15 protein-coding genes are annotated in these 17,886 nt (G+C 61.1%); 13 read left to right on the top strand and 2 right to left on the bottom strand.

The genetic code is table 11. From position 1 onward, the window contains the following. The first annotated feature begins 4 nt into the window (after window positions 1-4). From BBI10_RS10845 to prpF, 5 genes are all read left to right on the top strand, one after another. Window positions 5-712, top strand: a complete 708-nt coding sequence (locus BBI10_RS10845) for a GntR family transcriptional regulator (RefSeq protein WP_065988509.1) — start codon at window positions 5-7, stop codon at window positions 710-712. Continuing rightward, window positions 709-1,599, top strand: coding sequence for a methylisocitrate lyase (gene prpB, locus BBI10_RS10840; protein WP_065988508.1), 891 nt, complete (start codon window positions 709-711; stop codon window positions 1,597-1,599). The genes BBI10_RS10845 and prpB overlap by 4 nt, the downstream gene beginning before the upstream one ends. A gap of 54 nt (window positions 1,600-1,653) precedes the next feature. After that, entirely contained in the window at window positions 1,654-2,781 is a 1,128-nt protein-coding gene (gene prpC / locus BBI10_RS10835; RefSeq protein WP_065988507.1) for a bifunctional 2-methylcitrate synthase/citrate synthase, read from the top strand. 62 nt (window positions 2,782-2,843) lie between these two features. After that, window positions 2,844-5,438, top strand: a complete 2,595-nt coding sequence (gene acnD, locus BBI10_RS10830; RefSeq protein WP_065988506.1) for a Fe/S-dependent 2-methylisocitrate dehydratase AcnD — start codon at window positions 2,844-2,846, stop codon at window positions 5,436-5,438. A gap of 51 nt (window positions 5,439-5,489) precedes the next feature. Beyond that, window positions 5,490-6,680 (top strand): 2-methylaconitate cis-trans isomerase PrpF, encoded by a 1,191-nt coding sequence (prpF, locus tag BBI10_RS10825; RefSeq protein WP_065988505.1) that lies wholly within the window; start codon window positions 5,490-5,492, stop codon window positions 6,678-6,680. 63 nt (window positions 6,681-6,743) lie between these two features. On the opposite strand, the gene ppsR is transcribed toward prpF, so the two are convergent. Continuing rightward, on the bottom strand, window positions 6,744-7,562 hold the full coding sequence (gene ppsR / locus BBI10_RS10820) for a posphoenolpyruvate synthetase regulatory kinase/phosphorylase PpsR (protein WP_065988504.1): 819 nt from the start codon (window positions 7,560-7,562) through the stop codon (window positions 6,744-6,746). A gap of 150 nt (window positions 7,563-7,712) precedes the next feature. Here ppsR and ppsA point away from each other — a divergent pair, with 150 nt between their 5' ends. The 8 genes from ppsA to BBI10_RS10780 all read left to right on the top strand — a co-directional run bounded on the left by ppsA (window position 7,713) and on the right by BBI10_RS10780 (window position 16,026). After that, on the top strand, window positions 7,713-10,088 hold the full coding sequence (gene ppsA / locus BBI10_RS10815; protein WP_065988503.1) for a phosphoenolpyruvate synthase: 2,376 nt from the start codon (window positions 7,713-7,715) through the stop codon (window positions 10,086-10,088). 171 nt (window positions 10,089-10,259) lie between these two features. After that, a complete protein-coding gene (locus tag BBI10_RS10810) occupies window positions 10,260-11,255 on the top strand; it encodes an alpha/beta fold hydrolase (protein WP_065988502.1) in 996 nt (331 codons plus the stop codon). Between the two features lie 239 nt (window positions 11,256-11,494). Beyond that, window positions 11,495-11,983 carry a ribonuclease E activity regulator RraA gene (gene rraA, locus BBI10_RS10805; RefSeq protein ID WP_065988501.1) on the top strand — a complete coding sequence of 163 codons (489 nt, stop codon included), beginning with the start codon at window positions 11,495-11,497 and terminating at the stop codon, window positions 11,981-11,983. Between the two features lie 42 nt (window positions 11,984-12,025). Further along, complete coding sequence (locus BBI10_RS10800; protein ID WP_065988500.1) at window positions 12,026-13,021, top strand: zinc transporter ZntB; 996 nt, start codon at window positions 12,026-12,028, stop codon at window positions 13,019-13,021. Between the two features lie 86 nt (window positions 13,022-13,107). After that, on the top strand, window positions 13,108-13,377 hold the full coding sequence (locus tag BBI10_RS10795; protein WP_065988499.1) for a CrfX protein: 270 nt from the start codon (window positions 13,108-13,110) through the stop codon (window positions 13,375-13,377). A gap of 2 nt (window positions 13,378-13,379) precedes the next feature. Next, the gene (locus BBI10_RS10790; protein ID WP_065988498.1) at window positions 13,380-14,204 is read left to right on the top strand and encodes a mechanosensitive ion channel family protein; all 825 of its coding nucleotides are present in this window, start codon (window positions 13,380-13,382) and stop codon (window positions 14,202-14,204) included. A gap of 89 nt (window positions 14,205-14,293) precedes the next feature. After that, window positions 14,294-14,884 (top strand): RNA polymerase sigma factor SigX, encoded by a 591-nt coding sequence (sigX, locus tag BBI10_RS10785; RefSeq protein WP_065988497.1) that lies wholly within the window; start codon window positions 14,294-14,296, stop codon window positions 14,882-14,884. A 107-nt stretch (window positions 14,885-14,991) separates the two neighbouring features. Further along, window positions 14,992-16,026 (top strand): OmpA family protein, encoded by a 1,035-nt coding sequence (locus BBI10_RS10780; protein WP_065988496.1) that lies wholly within the window; start codon window positions 14,992-14,994, stop codon window positions 16,024-16,026. A gap of 160 nt (window positions 16,027-16,186) precedes the next feature. Here BBI10_RS10780 and BBI10_RS10775 read toward each other — a convergent pair whose 3' ends face one another. After that, window positions 16,187-17,839: a bifunctional protein-serine/threonine kinase/phosphatase gene (locus BBI10_RS10775; RefSeq protein WP_065988740.1), complete on the bottom strand. Its 1,653-nt coding sequence runs from the start codon at window positions 17,837-17,839 to the stop codon at window positions 16,187-16,189. Window positions 17,840-17,886 lie beyond the last annotated feature (47 nt).

Genomic DNA, 17,886 nt, shown 5'->3' with positions numbered 1-17,886 from the left:
AACAATGTTGGATGCCGCAGACATTCTCCCTGCTTCGCCGGTCGATGCCGAGACCCTGTCCGAGAACGTCTTTCGCCGCATACAGGCGGCCATCGTCAAGGGCGACATCGCCCCCGGCAGCAAGATCTCCGAGCCCGAGCTGGCGCGCACCTACGGCATCAGCCGTGGGCCATTGCGCGAGGCCATCCACCGGCTTGAAGGCCAGCGCCTGTTGGTCCGCGTGCCCCACGTCGGCGCTCGCGTGGTTTCCCTGAGCCATGCCGAGCTGGTCGAGCTCTATGAAATCCGCGAATCCCTTGAAGGCATGGCCTGTCGCCTCGCCGCCGAGCGCATGACGGTTGAAGAGGTCGACGAACTGCGCCGCGTGCTGGAAACCCATGAGCGTGACAGCGCCTTTCAGGCCGGCGTCGGCTATTACCAGCAGGAAGGCGACTTCGACTTTCATTACCGGATCATTCAGGGCGCGCGTAACAGCACGCTGACCCAGATGCTCTGCGATGACCTCTACCAACTGGTGCGCATGTACCGCATCCAGTTCTCGACGACGCCCAATCGTCCGCGCCAGGCGTTCGCCGAGCATCACCGTATTCTCGACGCCATCGCCGAGCGTGACGGTGAGCTGGCCGAGCTGTTGATGCGCCGACACATTGCCGCGTCCAAACGCAATATTGAGCAGCGCTTTCACGCTGCCACTGCCCGAGGTGAACAATGACCACAAGCACCACTCCCGGCCAACGCTTCCGTGACGCTGTCGCCAGTGAACATCCGCTGCAAGTGGTCGGCACGATCAACGCCAACCACGCGCTCTTGGCGCAACGGGCGGGCTTCAAGGCGATTTACCTGTCCGGCGGCGGTGTCGCGGCGGGTTCGCTGGGGGTGCCGGACCTCGGCATTACCGGCCTGGACGACGTACTCACCGACGTGCGCCGCATCACCGACGTATGCGACCTGCCGCTGCTGGTGGACGTCGACACCGGTTTCGGTGCTTCGGCGTTCAACGTGGCGCGCACGGTCAAGTCGATGATCAAGTTCGGCGCGGCGGCGATGCACATCGAAGACCAGGTCGGCGCCAAGCGCTGCGGTCACCGGCCCGGCAAGGAAATCGTCTCGCAGCAGGAGATGGTCGATCGCATCAAGGCGGCGGTGGATGCGCGAACCGACGACAGTTTCGTGATCATGGCGCGCACCGATGCGCTGGCGGTTGAGGGCCTTGAATCCGCACTGGACCGCGCCGCAGCGTGCATCGAGGCGGGCGCGGACATGGTCTTCCCGGAAGCGATCACCGAGCTTGAGATGTACAAGCTGTTTGCCTCGCGGGTAAAGGCGCCGATCCTCGCCAACATCACCGAATTCGGCTCGACGCCGCTGTTTACCACCGACGAGCTGAGGTCCGCTGAAGTGGCGTTGGTGCTGTATCCACTGTCGGCGTTCCGGGCAATGAACAAAGCGGCGGAAAACGTCTACACGGCGATTCGTCGCGACGGCACCCAGAAGAACGTGATCGACACCATGCAAACGCGGATGGAGTTGTACGAGCGCATCGACTACCACGCGTTCGAGCAGAAGCTCGATGCGCTGTTTGCGCAGAAGAAACCGTAGAAAAGCCGCAAACGAATTGCCGATTCCCACACAACTACAAGACTGGAGACAGCAATGGCTGAAGCAAAAGTATTGAGCGGCGCAGGCCTGCGAGGCCAGGTGGCCGGGCAGACCGCGTTGTCCACCGTCGGCCAGGCCGGCGCCGGGCTGACCTACCGCGGCTACGACGTGCGTGAACTCGCCGCCGACGCCCGATTCGAAGAGGTCGCGTACCTGTTGCTGTACGGCGATCTGCCAACCCAGGCGCAGCTCGACGGCTACCTGAAGAAACTCCAGGGCCTGCGCGACCTGCCCCAGGCGTTGAAAGAAGTGCTGGAGCGCATTCCCGCCGACACCCACCCCATGGACGTGATGCGCACCGGCTGCTCGATGCTCGGCAATCTCGAGCCCGAAGCCAGCTTCGCCCAGCAGCTCGATTCCACCGACCGGCTGCTGGCCGCGTTCCCGGCGATCATGTGCTACTGGTACCGCTTCAGCCACGAAGGCAAGCGCATCGACTGCGTCACCGACGAGGTGTCCATTGCCGGACACTTCCTGAAGCTGCTGCTGGACAAGGCGCCGAGCGAACTGCACCGCAAGGTCATGGACGTGTCGCTGATTCTCTACGCCGAGCACGAATTCAACGCCTCGACCTTTACCGCGCGAGTTTGCGCATCGACCCTGTCCGACCTGTTTTCCTGCATCACAGCGGCCATCGGCACCCTGCGCGGGCCATTGCACGGCGGCGCCAATGAAGCGGCGATGGAGATGATCCAGAAATTCGCCTCCGCCGAAGAAGCGACGAAGGGCACTTTGGCGATGCTCGAACGCAAGGACAAGATCATGGGCTTCGGCCACGCGATCTATAAGGACAACGACCCGCGTAACGAGGTGATCAAGGGTTGGTCGAAAAAGCTCGCGGAGGAGGTGGGCGACACGGTGCTCTTTCCGGTCTCCGAAGCCATCGACAAGACCATGTGGGAGCAGAAGAAACTCTTCCCCAACGCCGACTTCTACCACGCCTCGGCGTACCACTTCATGGGCATCCCGACTCAGCTGTTCACCCCGATCTTCGTCTGCTCGCGCCTGACCGGATGGGCCTCCCACGTGTTCGAACAGCGCGCCAACAACCGCATCATCCGACCGAGCGCCGAATACATCGGCGTCGAACAGCGCAAATTCGTGCCCATCGAACAGCGCTGATGGGCAAAGGAGAGTTCCACGGGGCTCTCCACCCGTAACTTTTCCGTGATCGAGTCCTGACGATGAACACTGAATACCGCAAATCGCTGCCCGGCACGGCGCTGGATTACTTCGACGCCCGCGCGGCGGTCGATGGGATCAAGCCCGGTGCCTACGCCACGCTGCCGTACACCTCCCGCGTGCTCGCCGAAAACCTGGTGCGCCGTTGCCATCCGACGACGCTGACAGCCTCGCTCACACAACTGATCGAACGCAAGCGCGACCTCGATTTCCCATGGTTTCCCGCGCGCGTGGTCTGCCACGACATCCTTGGCCAGACCGCACTGGTCGACCTGGCCGGCTTGCGCGACGCCATCGCCGACATGGGCGGCGACCCCGCGCAGGTCAATCCGGTGGTGCCCGTGCAGTTGATCGTCGACCACTCGCTGGCGGTCGAATGCGGGGGCTACGACCCGGATGCCTTCAGCAAGAACCGGGCGATTGAAGACCGTCGCAACGAAGACCGTTTCCACTTCATCAACTGGACCAAGCAGGCCTTCAAGAACGTCGAAGTGATCCCGCCGGGCAACGGCATCATGCATCAGATCAATCTGGAGCGGATGTCACCGGTGATCCAGACGCTGAACGGCGTCGCCTTCCCGGACACGCTGGTCGGCACCGACAGCCACACCCCTCACGTTGATGCGCTGGGCGTCATCGCCATCGGCGTCGGCGGCCTGGAAGCCGAGAACGTCATGCTCGGCCGCGCCTCGTGGATGCGCCTGCCGGACATCATCGGCGTCGAACTGTCGGGCCGTCCGCAGCCAGGCATTACCGCCACCGACGTGGTGCTGGCGCTCACCGAATACCTGCGTCAGCAAAAGGTCGTCGGCGCGTACCTGGAGTTCTACGGCGAGGGCGCCCGCGCGCTGACCCTCGGCGACCGCGCGACCATCTCGAACATGGCCCCGGAATACGGCGCGACCGCGGCCATGTTCAGCATCGATCAACAGACCATCGACTACCTCAGGCTGACCGGCCGCGAAGATCAGCAAGTGCAGCTGGTCGAGACCTTCGCCCGCCACACCGGGCTCTGGGCCGACAGCCTGACCACCGCCGAATACGAGCGCGTCCTGCGTTTCGACCTGTCCAGCGTGGTGCGCAACATGGCCGGGCCGTCCAACCCCCATGCACGTGTAGCCACGGCCGATCTGGCCGCCAAAGGCATCGCGGCGCCGTGGCAGGAGACCCCGGGCGAAATGCCGGATGGCGCGGTGATCATCGCCGCCATCACCAGCTGCACCAACACCAGCAACCCGCGCAACGTCATCGCCGCAGGTTTGCTGGCGCGCAACGCTAATCGTTTGGGGCTGACGCGCAAACCCTGGGTGAAGTCGTCCCTGGCGCCGGGCTCGAAAACCGTCGCTCTGTACCTGGATGAAGCAGGGCTGACCGGCGAGCTGGAGCAACTGGGTTTCGGCATCGTCGCGTTCGCCTGCACCACCTGCAACGGCATGTCCGGCGCGCTGGATCCCGTGATCCAGCAGGAAATCATCGACCGCGACCTGTACGCCACGGCGGTGTTGTCGGGCAACCGCAACTTCGACGGGCGCATTCACCCTTACGCCAAGCAGGCGTTTCTCGCCTCGCCGCCGCTGGTGGTGGCCTACGCCATCGCCGGAACAATCCGCTTCGATATCGAGAAAGACGTGCTGGGCCTCGGCCCCAACGGCGAAGAAATCCACCTGAAAGACCTCTGGCCGAGCGACGCCGAGATCGACCAGGTGGTGAAGGCCTCGGTCAAGCCGGAGCAGTTCCGTCAGGTGTACATCCCGATGTTCGCCATCCACGAAGACACCGGCCCGAAAGTCGCGCCGCTTTACGACTGGCGCCCGATGAGCACCTACATTCGTCGCCCGCCGTATTGGGAAGGCGCCCTGGCCGGCGAACGAACCCTCATGGGCATGCGTCCGCTGGCGGTGCTGCCGGACAACATCACCACCGATCATCTGTCGCCCTCCAACGCGATCATGCTCGACAGCGCCGCTGGCGAATACCTGGAGAAAATGGGCCTGCCGGAAGAGGACTTCAACTCCTACGCCACCCATCGCGGCGATCACCTGACGGCCCAGCGCGCCACGTTCGCCAACCCCAAGCTGTTCAATGAAATGGTGGTGGAGAACGGCAAGGTCAAGCAGGGTTCCTACGCGCGGATCGAACCGGAAGGCCAGGTCACGCGGATGTGGGAGGCCATCGAAACCTACATGGCGCGCAAGCAGCCCCTGATCATCATTGCCGGCGCCGATTACGGTCAGGGTTCGTCCCGGGACTGGGCCGCCAAGGGCGTGCGTCTGGCGGGCGTTGAAGTCATCGTCGCCGAGGGCTTCGAGCGTATCCATCGCACCAATCTGGTGGGCATGGGCGTGCTGCCGTTGGAGTTCAAACCGGGCACCAATCGCCTGACCCTGGGTATCGACGGTACTGAAACCTTCGACGTGATCGGCGCGCGTACGCCGGGCGCAACGCTGACGCTGATCATCCAGCGCAAGAATGGCGAGCGTGTGGAGGTGCCGGTGACCTGCCGTCTCGACACGGGGGAAGAGGTGTTGATCTACGAGGCCGGCGGCGTGCTGCAACGCTTCGCCCAGGACTTCCTCGAATCCTCCGCCGTCGCCTGAGCCGACGCGCGCTCTTTATGACGCGCGCTCTATATAAAGAAGGAGCAGTTGATGGCTTCCACCGCACAGATCAAGATTCCCGCGACCTATATGCGCGGCGGCACCAGCAAGGGCGTGTTTTTCCTCCGGGACGACCTGCCTGAAGCCGCGCAAACCCCCGGTGCGGCCCGTGATGCCTTGCTGTTGCGGGTGATCGGCAGCCCCGACCCCTACGCCAAGCAGATCGATGGCATGGGCGGCGCGACGTCAAGCACCAGCAAAACGGTGATCCTGTCAAAGAGCGAGAAAGCCGATCACGACGTCGATTACCTGTTTGGTCAAGTGGCCATCGATAAGCCCTTCGTCGACTGGAGCGGCAATTGCGGCAATCTGTCAGCGGCAGTCGGCCCGTTCGCGATCAGCAACGGTCTGGTTGACCCGGCGCGCATTCCCTGGAACGGCGTGGCGGTGGTGCGCATCTGGCAGGCCAACATCGGCAAAACCATCATCGCCCACGTGCCGATGACCGACGGCGCGGTGCAGGAAACCGGCGATTTCGAGCTCGACGGCGTGACCTTTCCGGCGGCGGAAGTGCAGCTGGAATTCATGGACCCTGCCGCAGACGAGGAGGGCGCAGGCGGCTCGATGTTCCCCACCGGCCATCTGGTGGACGAGCTTGAAGTGCCGGGCGTGGGGACGTTCAAGGCGACGATGATCAATGCCGGCATCCCGACGATTTTCGTCAACGCCCGGGACATCGGCTACACCGGCAGCGAATTGCAAGACGCAATAAACAGCGATCCGAAGGCCCTGAGCATGTTCGAAACGATCCGGGCCTATGGCGCCTTGCGCATGGGGCTGATCGGCACGGTCGAGGAGGCAGCGACGCGTCAGCACACGCCCAAAGTAGCGTTCGTGGCCGCGCCTGCGGACTACCTGTCTTCCAGCGGCAAACGGGTCACCACCGCAGACACCGATCTGTTGGTGCGCGCCATGTCCATGGGCAAGCTGCACCACGCGATGATGGGCACCGCAGCAGTGGCCATCGGCACGGCAGCCGCGATTCCCGGAACGCTGGTCAATCTGGCAGCGGGCGGCGGCGAGCGCAGTGCCGTGCGCTTCGGCCATCCTTCCGGAACCCTGCGTGTCGGCGCTGAAGCGGTATTGGTCGACGGCGAATGGCAAGTCAAAAAAGCCATCATGAGCCGCAGTGCGCGGGTCTTGATGGAAGGATGGGTGCGAGTGCCGGGCAACAGCTTCTGACCGGAGCGCATGGCCTGCTCCGGCCAACTTGCAGCTTGCAGCTTCAAACTTGCCGCTGCGCAGCTACTTAAACCGCCGCTCCACGCCTTTCTCCACCAGCACCTTCGCCGAGATTTCCTCCACCGAAAAATGCGTGGAATTGATGTGCGGGATGTTTTCGCGGCGGAACAGGCCCTCGACTTCGCGCACTTCGAACTCGCACTGGGCGTAGCTGGCGTAGCGGCTGTTGGGTTTGCGTTCGTGGCGGATCGCGGTGAGGCGGTCGGGATCGATGGTCAGGCCGAACAGTTTGTCCCGGTGCAGTTTCAGCGCAGGGGGCAGCTGCAGGCGCTCCATGTCGTCTTCGGTCAGCGGGTAATTGGCCGCACGGATGCCGAATTGCATGGCCATGTACAGGCAGGTCGGGGTTTTGCCGCAGCGCGACACACCCACCAGGATGATGTCGGCCTTGTCGTAGTAATGGGTTCTGGCGCCGTCGTCGTTGTCCAGCGCAAAGTTCACCGCCTCGATCCGCTCCATGTAGTTGGAGTTGTGCCCGATCGAGTGGGATTTCCCCACCGAGTAGGACGAGTGTGAACTAAGCTCCAGCTCCAGCGGGGCGAGGAAGGTCGAGAAGATATCGATCATGAAGCCGTCTGAGGTCGCGAGAATCTCGCGGATGTCCTGGTTGACGATGGTGTCGAAAATGATCGGACGGGCTTCGTCCTTCTCGGCGGCCTTGTTGATTTGCTGCACCATGGCCCGCGCCTTCTCGACGCTGTCGATATAGGGCCGCGTGAACTTGTTGAATGTAATGTTTTCAAATTGCGCTAGCAGACTCTGGCCAAGGGTTTCGGCGGTGATGCCGGTGCCATCGGAGATGAAAAAAGCGGATCGTTTCATTTGCGCCCCGGGGCCTTAAGCTGAAGACAATTTGTGGATATGATAGGCCGGCTTGCGGGCCATGACTGGCCGCATTCTACCTGTTTTCAATCGCCGCGATTCCCGCACCAAAAGCGTTCCCAACAATAACCGGTTAGTGGAGAGATCACCTTGGTAGAGTACGTAGTTTCCCTCGATAAGCTCGGCAAACATGATGTTGAGCACGTGGGGGGCAAGAACGCATCCCTCGGCGAGATGATCAGCAACCTGGCGGGCGCAGGCGTGTCCGTTCCCGGTGGCTTTGCCACTACCGCTCAGGCCTACCGTGATTTCCTCGAGCAGAGTGGCCTGAACGATCAGATCCATCAGGCCCTCGACGCTCTGGACGTTGACGACGTCAACGAGCTGGCCAGAACCGGCGCGAAAATCCGTCAGTGGATCATGGAGGCTGAATTCCCCGAGCAGCTCAACGCCGAAATCCGTACCGCTTTCGCCGCGCTGTCGGCGGGCAACCCGGACATCGCGGTTGCCGTGCGCTCCTCCGCCACCGCAGAAGATTTGCCGGACGCCTCCTTCGCCGGTCAGCAGGAAACCTTCCTGAACATCCGTGGGGTGGAAAACGTGATCCGCGCGGCCAAAGAAGTCTTCGCGTCGCTGTTCAACGACCGCGCCATTTCCTACCGCGTGCATCAGGGTTTCGACCACAAGCTGGTGGCGCTGTCCGCTGGCGTGCAGCGCATGGTGCGTTCTGAAACCGGCACCGCAGGCGTTATGTTCACCCTGGACACCGAATCCGGTTTCCGCGATGTCGTCTTCATCACCGGTGCCTACGGCCTGGGCGAGACCGTCGTACAGGGCGCGGTCAACCCGGACGAATTCTACGTTCACAAAAACACCCTTGAAGCCGGTCGCCCGGCGATCCTGCGCCGCAACCTGGGCAGCAAGGCGATCAAGATGATCTACGGCGAAGAAGCCAAGGCCGGCAAATCGGTCAAGACCATCGACGTTGACCTGGCCGATCGCGCGCGTTTCTGCCTCAGCGACGAGGAAGTCAGCAACCTGGCACGCCAGGCGATGATCATCGAAAAACACTATCAGTGCCCGATGGACATTGAGTGGGCGAAAGACGGCGATGACGGCAAGCTGTACATCGTGCAGGCGCGTCCAGAGACCGTGAAAAGCCGCAGCTCGTCCAATGTCATGGAACGCTATCTGCTGAAAGAGAAGGGCACCGTTCTGGTGGAAGGCCGCGCCATCGGCCAGCGCATCGGCGCCGGCAAGGTGCGGATCATCAAGGACGTGTCCGAGATGGACAAGGTCCAGCCCGGCGACGTACTGGTCTCCGACATGACCGACCCGGACTGGGAACCGGTGATGAAGCGCGCCAGCGCCATCGTCACCAATCGCGGCGGGCGCACCTGCCACGCGGCGATCATCGCTCGCGAGCTGGGCATTCCGGCGGTAGTGGGTTGCGGCAACGCCACGGAGTTGTTGCAGGAAGGTCAGGGCGTTACCGTGTCTTGCGCCGAGGGCGACACCGGTTACATCTTCGAAGGCGAGCTGGGCTTCGACATCAAGCAGAACTCCGTCGACGCCATGCCTGACCTGCCGTTCAAAATCATGATGAACGTCGGCAACCCCGACCGCGCGTTTGATTTCGCCCAGTTGCCCAACGCCGGCATCGGCCTGGCGCGTCTGGAATTCATCATCAACCGCATGATCGGCGTGCACCCCAAGGCGCTGCTGAACTACGCCAACCTGCCTCAGGACATCAAGGAAAGCGTCGACAAACGCATCGCCGGTTACGACGATCCGGTCGGTTTCTACGTCGAGAAGCTGGTGGAAGGCATCAGCACCCTGGCGGCGGCGTTCTCGCCGAAGAAAGTCATCGTGCGCCTCTCGGACTTCAAGTCCAACGAATACGCGAACCTCATCGGCGGCAAGCTTTACGAGCCGGAAGAAGAAAACCCGATGCTGGGCTTCCGTGGCGCGTCCCGTTACATCAGCGAAAACTTCCGCGACTGTTTCGAGCTGGAGTGCCGTGCCCTCAAGCGTGTGCGCAACGAGATGGGCCTGACCAACGTCGAAATCATGGTGCCGTTCGTGCGCACCCTGGGCGAAGCGAGTCAGGTCATCGATCTGCTCGCCGAAAACGGGCTGGCCCGTGGCGAGAACGGTCTGCGCGTGATCATGATGTGCGAGCTGCCGTCCAACGCCCTGATGGCCGATGAATTCCTCGAATTCTTCGACGGCTTCTCCATCGGCTCCAACGACCTGACCCAGCTGACCCTGGGGCTGGACCGTGACTCCGGGATCATCGCCCACCTGTTTGACGAGCGTAACCCTGCGGTCAAGAAGCTGCTGTCCTACGCCATTCAGGCCTGTAACAAGGCCGGCAAGTACATCGGCATTTGCGGCCAGGGCCCGTCCGATCATCCGGATCTCGCGCGCTGGTTGATGGAGCAAGGCATCGAAAGCGTGTCCCTCAATCCTGATTCGGTACTGGAGACCTGGTTCTTCCTGTCCGAAGAGGACGCTCCAACCTGATGCAGATCGAGTAAGATGCCGGCCCGTTTCAATGGGCCGGTTTCCCGAGAGGGCGGTTCTTTAACGAATCCGCCCTTTTTTGTGGGTGATTTTCAGCGCGCTGGTAGCGTCAACTTGCTGTCTCGCCCAACCGCCGTTCCCCCTCCACCAAGAGCATCCAGCAAAAGCACCATGCAAAGCAGCAGTCATCTCTTCCCCGTGGCCCTGATCAGTGCCGAGCGTCGTGGCGACCTGACCGAGGACGTCTACCGTTTGAAGCCCGGCAACAGCCCGGATTTCACCGTCGAAATCGCCGTCACCCGGCTGGGTCTTGTGTCCGCCCCCGATGCCCGAGGCGTGCCGGTGGTCCTGCTGCACGGCAGCTTTTCCAATCGACGCTTCTGGTATTCCCCCAAAGGCATCGGACTGGGCGCTTATCTGGCCCGTGCCGGGTTCGATGTGTGGATCCCGGAAATGCGCGGGCACGGCCTGTCGGCGCGTAACAGCGCGTATAAATCCAACGGCGTCGCTGACTATGCGCGCTTTGACTTGCCGGCCATCGCCGGGTTCGTGCGCGAGCAGACTGGCGAGGCGCCCCACTGGATCGGCCATTCCCTGGGCGGCACGACCCTCGCTGCGGCTTTGGGCGGGCACTACCTGACGACGGACGACGCCGCGTCGGTGGCGTTGTTCGGCAGTCAGGTCACCCGCAGCCACTGGCCGCTCAAAGTGCCGCCGCTGCAATGGGTCGCACGGCTGCTGCTCAAGCGCTTCGAGCACGTTTCGGGCCCGCGTTTCAAGCGTGGCCCGGAAGACGAACCCATGGGCGTCCTTCTGGAGAACATGCGCTGGCGCGGCCTGTTCGGCAGCTTCGGCCACAAGAAGGATGACTGGTGGGCCGGGCTGCAACAGGTCACGGTCCCGCTGCTGTGCGTGGCTGGCGCTGGCGATCATCAGGACCCGGAATGGGCCTGCCGCGAGCTCTTCGAGCGCTTCGGCAGCGACGACAAGACGTTTCTCGTCCTGGGCCGCGAACAGGGCTTCAGCGAAGACTTCGGCCACGTGCCGATGCTGGTCAGCAAAGCCGCGCAAACCCAGGTGTGGCCGCGCGTGGCGGACTGGCTGAATCGCCATGTTCCGGTGGCAAAGGCTGAATCAACGCTGAACATGATGGCAACTCCGTCATAGTCGCGGTTTCACCCATTCCTTGGGCGCTGACTTGGCGCTAAGCTGCACCCATTCTCGACACCGGGGCCGAACGGCAGGTGGCGACTCGTTGGTCAGATTTTTCTGTGCGCCATGAGGTGCTATATAAGGATGCAATGCGCGGGGAGCGTCGGTCGTTCAAACAGACCGTCTATTCTCGTAGCCGTCTATCCTAGTGGCTGTCTACCCTCATCACAGAGCTTTCCTGACAGGAGTTACCCATGCACTACATCACCCCGGACTTGTGCGACGCCTACCCTGAGCTGATTCAGGTGGTAGAGCCGATGTTCAGCAATTTTGGTGGCCGTGATTCATTTGGTGGCGAGATCGTCACGCTCAAGTGCTTCGAAGACAATTCGAAGGTGCGTGAGCAGGCTGACCAGCCTGGGCACGGCAAAGTCCTGGTCGTGGACGGTGGTGGCTCTCTGCGCTGCGCACTGCTCGGCGACATGATCGCGGAGAAGGCGGCGAAAAACGGCTGGGAGGGCATGGTGATTTTCGGCTGCGTGCGTGACGTCGACGTCCTCGCGCAGACCGATCTGGGTGTGCAGGCATTGGCCAGTCACCCGCTCAAGACTGAAAAACGCGGCCTGGGTGATCTGAACACGGTGGTGAGCTTCGGCGGTGTGACCTTCAAGCCGGGCGAATTCATCTATGCCGACAACAACGGCATCATCGTCTCGCCCAGCGCACTGAAAATGCCGGACTGATTATTCTTTACGCGGTTAGCGATTCACTCAGCAAGGACACGAATGTTCGACGAAACAAACGCGCAGTGGGGGCTGGTTCATGCCCTCGTGTTGGACGGAAAGGGCGGGGCGCGTTCAATCCCCCGCACTGCACTGGATGGCCTTCAATTGGAGCCCCACGAAAGTGTGTGGCTCCACTGGGACCGCAGCCATCCGCAGACCCAGACGTGGTTGCGCAAGACCAGCGGTCTCAGCGAGTTCGTCTGTGACCTGATGCTGGAAGAGAACACCCGGCCACGGCTGCTGGCCTTGCCGGACGACGAATTGCTGCTGTTTCTGCGCGGGATCAACCTGAACCCTGGCGCCGAGCCCGAAGACATGGTGTCGGTGCGTATTTTTGCCGCCGCCCAGCGCGTTATCTCGTTGCGCCTTCGTTCGCTGCGGGCAACCGACGAACTGATCGCGTCATTGGATGAAGGCAAGGGCCCGAAAACAGCCTCGGAATTGCTGTTGTATCTGGCTCAGTTCCTCACCGACAAGGTTCAAGCGGTGGTGGGCGAGCTCACAGAACTGGTCGATGACATGGAAGAGCGCATAGATGCCGACGAACGGTATCTGCCCGAGCACGGCAACATGGTGCACATCCGTCGGCGAGCGGCGGGGCTGCGAAGGTTCCTGGCGCCGCAGCGGGAGATCTACGCCCAGATGACGCGCAGCAAGATGCCGTGGTTTGTGGAGGATGACGCCGATTACTGGAACGAGTTGAACAACAGCCTGACACGCTATCTCGAAGAGCTGGAACTGACCAAAGAGCGCGTGGGGCTTGTGCTTGAGGCCGAAGACAGACGCCGCAACGAGCGCATGAACAGGACCGTCTATCGGTTTGGAGTCATCACCGGCATCTTCCTGCCGATGAGCTTCCTGACCGGTTTGTTGGGTATCAACGTGGGAGGCATCCCGGGATCGGAAAACCCCTACGGATTTATGTACGCCTGCCTGTTGATGCTGGCCGTCGCGGTGGGGCAAATGTGGTTGTTCAAGCGATTGCGGTGGGTGTGAGTGTAAAAAAACGGAAGGCGCACACGAGTGTCGTGTGACTCCAGCAGAATTGGCTGCGTCTTTCAGTGATATTGCGTGAGGTGCCTATGCACGACCCGTTTGAAGAATCACTGCGCGACATGCTCAACGCTTCGTCCAGCAGCCGGGACGATGATGCCGTTCTGGGCCGAGTGTTGAAGACCGCCAACCGTCAGGTCGGCGCCGGTGATCTGTTCAGTCTTCTGGGTCGTTGCACGCAGGCTTTGATGATTGCCGTGAATAACGGCTCCGCCCACGTTTCACCCGTTTCCCGCCGCAAGGCGAAAGGTACCGGTACTGCGTTTGCCGGGACCGGTGTACAAGACAAGGCTGATTGAATATGGAATTGGATCTCTGGACGCAGAGCCTGGTTACTGCAATGACTGCGTTGTGGACCAAAGTCGCGAACTTCATCCCGAATCTGTTCGGCGCGCTGGTCGTGGTGCTTCTGGGTTTCGTGGTGGCAAAGCTGCTCGATACCCTGCTTTCCAAGTTGTTGGCCAAGCTCGGTCTGGATCGCCTGATGGGCGGCACCGGGTTGACAAAGCTGATCAGCCGCGCGGGTATTCAGGTCCCGATATCGACGCTGATCGGCAAGATCGTTTACTGGTTCGTGCTCTTGATTTTTCTGGTGTCGGCGGCAGAATCGCTGGGGCTGGAGCGGGTTTCCGCGACGCTGGACATGCTGGCGCTGTACCTGCCGAAGGTGTTCGGCGCTGCACTGGTGCTGCTGGTCGGGGTCTTGCTCGCGCAGTTAGTCAACGGTATTGTTCGCGGCGCTGCGGAAGGCGTAGGCCTGGATTACTCGGCTGGCCTGGGGCGAATCGCCCAGTGGCTGGTGATCATCATCAGTATTTCGGTGGCGATCAGTCAGCTGGAGGTCAAGACCGACCTGCTGAACCATGTGATCGTTATCGGATTGATTACCGTTGGTCTGGCCGTTGCGCTGGCCATGGGTCTGGGAAGTCGCGAGATCGCGAGCCAGATCCTGGCAGGAATTTATGTACGTGAGTTGTACCAGGTAGGGCAACAAGTGCGCGTTGGAGAGGTCGAAGGGCAGATCGAAGAAATTGGCACGGTGAAGACCACCCTGCTGACCGAGGAAGGCGAGTTGGTATCGATGTCCAACCGGGTCCTCCTCGAGCAGCGAGTGAGCAGCCGTTGAGCCGGCGAATCTGCTAATGTATGCCGCCGCAAAACCCGGGCGATTCCCGGGCGCGGCGGACATCTACCCGACTGTCGGCACGACTTGTTTTGAATAACGTTCAAACGCCCTCTCTGCGCTACGACCCACGCGAGCTCTCCGATGAGGAGCTGGTTGCGCGTTCGCACGCCGAGCTGTTTCATGTGACGCGTGCCTACGAAGAGCTGATGCGTCGTTACCAGCGGACACTTTTTAACGTCTGCGCACGGTATCTGGGGAACGATCGCGATGCTGATGATGTCTGTCAGGAAGTGATGCTTAAGGTGTTGTATGGCTTGAAGAACTTCGAGGGTAAATCGAAGTTCAAAACCTGGCTCTACAGCATCACGTACAACGAATGCATCACGCAGTACAGGAAGGAGCGGCGAAAGCGTCGGTTACTGGACGCTTTGAGTCTTGACCCCCTCGAGGAAGCGTCGGAAGAAAAGACGCCGAAACCAGAAGAAAAGGGCGGGCTTGATCGTTGGCTTGTGCATGTGAACCCGATCGACAGGGAAATTCTGGTGCTACGATTTGTCGCAGAGCTGGAATTTCAGGAGATCGCAGACATCATGCACATGGGCCTGAGTGCCACGAAAATGCGTTACAAACGGGCACTTGATAAATTACGTGAGAAATTTGCAGGCGTTACCGAAACTTAACTCGGTGCAAATATCTCTAACGAGCAGGCAAGTTCTGATAGACTTGCCGACGAGTTGTCTCTCGCTAAGGGGGACTGCTTTACAATCACCAGATGGGGATTTAACGGATGAAACTGAAAAACACCTTGGGCTTGGCCATTGGTACTATTGTTGCCGCAACTTCGTTCGGCGCTCTGGCTCAAGGCCAAGGCGCAGTCGAAATCGAAGGCTTCGCCAAGAAAGAACAGTTCGACAGCGCTCGTAACTTCAAAAACGACGGCAACCTGTTCGGCGGTTCTGTTGGCTACTTCCTGACCGACGACGTTGAATTGCGTCTGGGCTATGACGAAGTGCACAACGTCCGTAGCGACAATGGCCAGAACATCAAGGGCGCGAACACCGCTCTGGACGCTCTGTACCACTTCAACAACCCGGGCGACATGCTGCGTCCATACGTTTCGGCTGGTTTCTCCGATCAGAGCATCGATCAGAACGGCAGCAACGGTCGTAACCGCTCCACCTTCGCCAACATCGGCGGCGGTGCCAAGCTGTACTTCACTGACAACTTCTATGCCCGTGCTGGCGTTGAAGCTCAGTACAACATCGACCAAGGCGACACCGAGTGGGCGCCAAGCGTCGGTATCGGTGTGAACTTCGGCGGCGGTTCGAAGAAAGTTGAAGCAGCACCAGCTCCAGTAGCTGAAGTGTGCTCCGACAGCGACAACGACGGCGTCTGCGACAACGTTGACAAGTGCCCGGACACCCCGGCAAACGTGACTGTTGACGCTAACGGCTGCCCAGCTGTTGCTGAAGTCGTACGTGTTGAGCTGGACGTTAAATTCGACTTCAACAAGTCGGTTGTGAAGCCAAACAGCTACGGCGACATCAAGAACCTGGCTGACTTCATGAAGCAGTACCCACAGACCACCACCACTGTTGAAGGTCACACTGACTCCGTCGGTCCTGACGCTTACAACCAGAAGCTGTCCGAGCGTCGTGCAAACGCCGTTAAGCAAGTTCTGGTTAACCAGTACGGTGTTGGCGCTAACCGCGTAAACTCGGTTGGCTACGGCGAATCCCGCCCAGTTGCTGACAACGCAACTGACGCTGGCCGCGCTGTAAACCGTCGCGTAGAAGCACAAGTAGAAGCCCAAGCTAAGTAATTAGCCTCGCTTCACGAAAAACCCGGCTCAGGCCGGGTTTTTCTTTGCCTGCGATTTAACCCCGCAGTCCCCCCTGATTCGCTGTCCGGCCGTCTAAGCAAAGAGACCGGGGTCACACTGGATCCCTCTAAGCGGATCCACTTAAACGACTAAGTCCGCACTATCGTTTGACCAGCAGCACCCACAAAACCAGATTGATCAGCAGCGACAACAAGGCCACTGCGCGCCAGACCTTGAGGGGCTCACGCTCCAGCAGTGGTGTCGTACGTGTATTCAGCGGCGAAAGCTCTCCCTGTTGAAAGTGCACGAGCCAGTGCTCTGCGGTCTCGAAGCGCCTCTGCGGATCAGCTTGCAGGGCGCGCTGCAGATGCTGATCCAGCCACTCCGGGACATCCGGTCGGTAACGGCTGACGGGCAGCGGATTACCGAAGCGGCGGCGCTGAAAGGGCTCGATCTCGCCGTAGGGGTAGTGGCCGGTCAGCAGGAAGTACAGCGTGACGCTGGCGGCATACAGATCAAAGTCTGGGCTTGGCTCTGCGCCGTCGAAGGCTTCAGGGGCCATAAAGCTGGGGGTGCCGGGTACATCGCCGCTTTGATCCACTGATAGGCCCGGGCTGTAGGCAAGCCCGAAATCCAGAATGCGTAAACCTCCCGCCCGCTCGTGCAGCAGATTCTCAGGCTTGATGTCTCGATGGATGATGTTGCGCCGGTGCAGCAGACCGACGGCAGCGATCAGTTCCCGGGCCAGACTCAGCCACGGCGACAGCGCCATTGGCCCTTCCTGATCGAAGATTTCAGCCAGGGTCTGGCCGGAGTACTCACGCATCACGTAGTACAGATGCTGGCGCTGGCCGAGGGGGTGCAGGGCTGGAAAGAAGCGACCCGCGACGCGACGCAAGAACCACTCCTCCAGCAGCAAAGCCTTCGCCGCGCCGGCCTCGTCAAAGCGAGAAGGCGGCAGCGTCTTCAATAACCAATGTTGCTGCTGGCTGTCGCGTACGCGATACACAAGGGACTGTCGCGAGTCGCTCAAACGTGTCTCGACTTGCCAACCTTCAAACGTCTGGCCTGCCTTGAGAAGGGGCGGGACAGGCCATTGCTGAAGTTGCAGCAGCGTTTCGCCCAGGCTGTCGGAGCCCAACTGATCGACCTGAATCAGCAACGCGCTCGCGTTATCGGCACTGCCAGACAGATGAGCGGCGTTGATCAGCGTTCGGACTGTCGTATCCAGATCGGCCTGTTCGTTGAGAATCGAGGCGATTCGTTCATCGCCCAACGTTGCCCACACGCCGTCGCTCACCAGCAGCAAGCGCTCGCCCTGGCGCAGTTCGCCGTCGAGGTAATCCATGACCACGTATTGATCCAGACCCAGCGCGCGTTTCAGCACGTGTTGCATGTCCGGCTGTTCCCAGACGTGGTCCTGGCTGATGCGCTGGAGCTGCCCTGTGTGCCAGCGATACACGCGACAGTCGCCGACATGGGCGAGGGTGAAGCGACGCCCGCGCAGGACCAGCGCACTCAGCGTGGTCAATAAGCCGTTGGCCAGCAGCCAGCGATTGTGCGCCAGCAGCAGGCGGTCGAGGGCTTGGGCGACGCTCCAGGTTTCCGGGGTTGCGTAGTAATCCATGGCCAGCGCCTGCAGCGTGGCCCGGGACGCCAGTCCGCCGTCGGCACATTGACTGACGCCGTCGGCGAGGGCGAACAGGTACCCCTTGCTGGCCGCCAGCGCCGGAGCAGGAGTTACCACGCGAATGGCGTCCTGATTCTCCGCCCGCGGCCCGGTTGCGCTGAATTCGGCAACGCGCAGCTGCAAGCCGCTCGTGGTGGGCGCGACCGGCGTCAGCGGCTGATTGACGCTCA

Source organism: Pseudomonas graminis (assembly GCF_001705435.1).
In the GTDB taxonomy this organism is placed as follows: domain Bacteria; phylum Pseudomonadota; class Gammaproteobacteria; order Pseudomonadales; family Pseudomonadaceae; genus Aquipseudomonas; species Aquipseudomonas graminis_B.
Note: the sequence above shows the minus strand (reverse complement) of the source record. Positions and strands in the feature narration are given on the sequence as shown.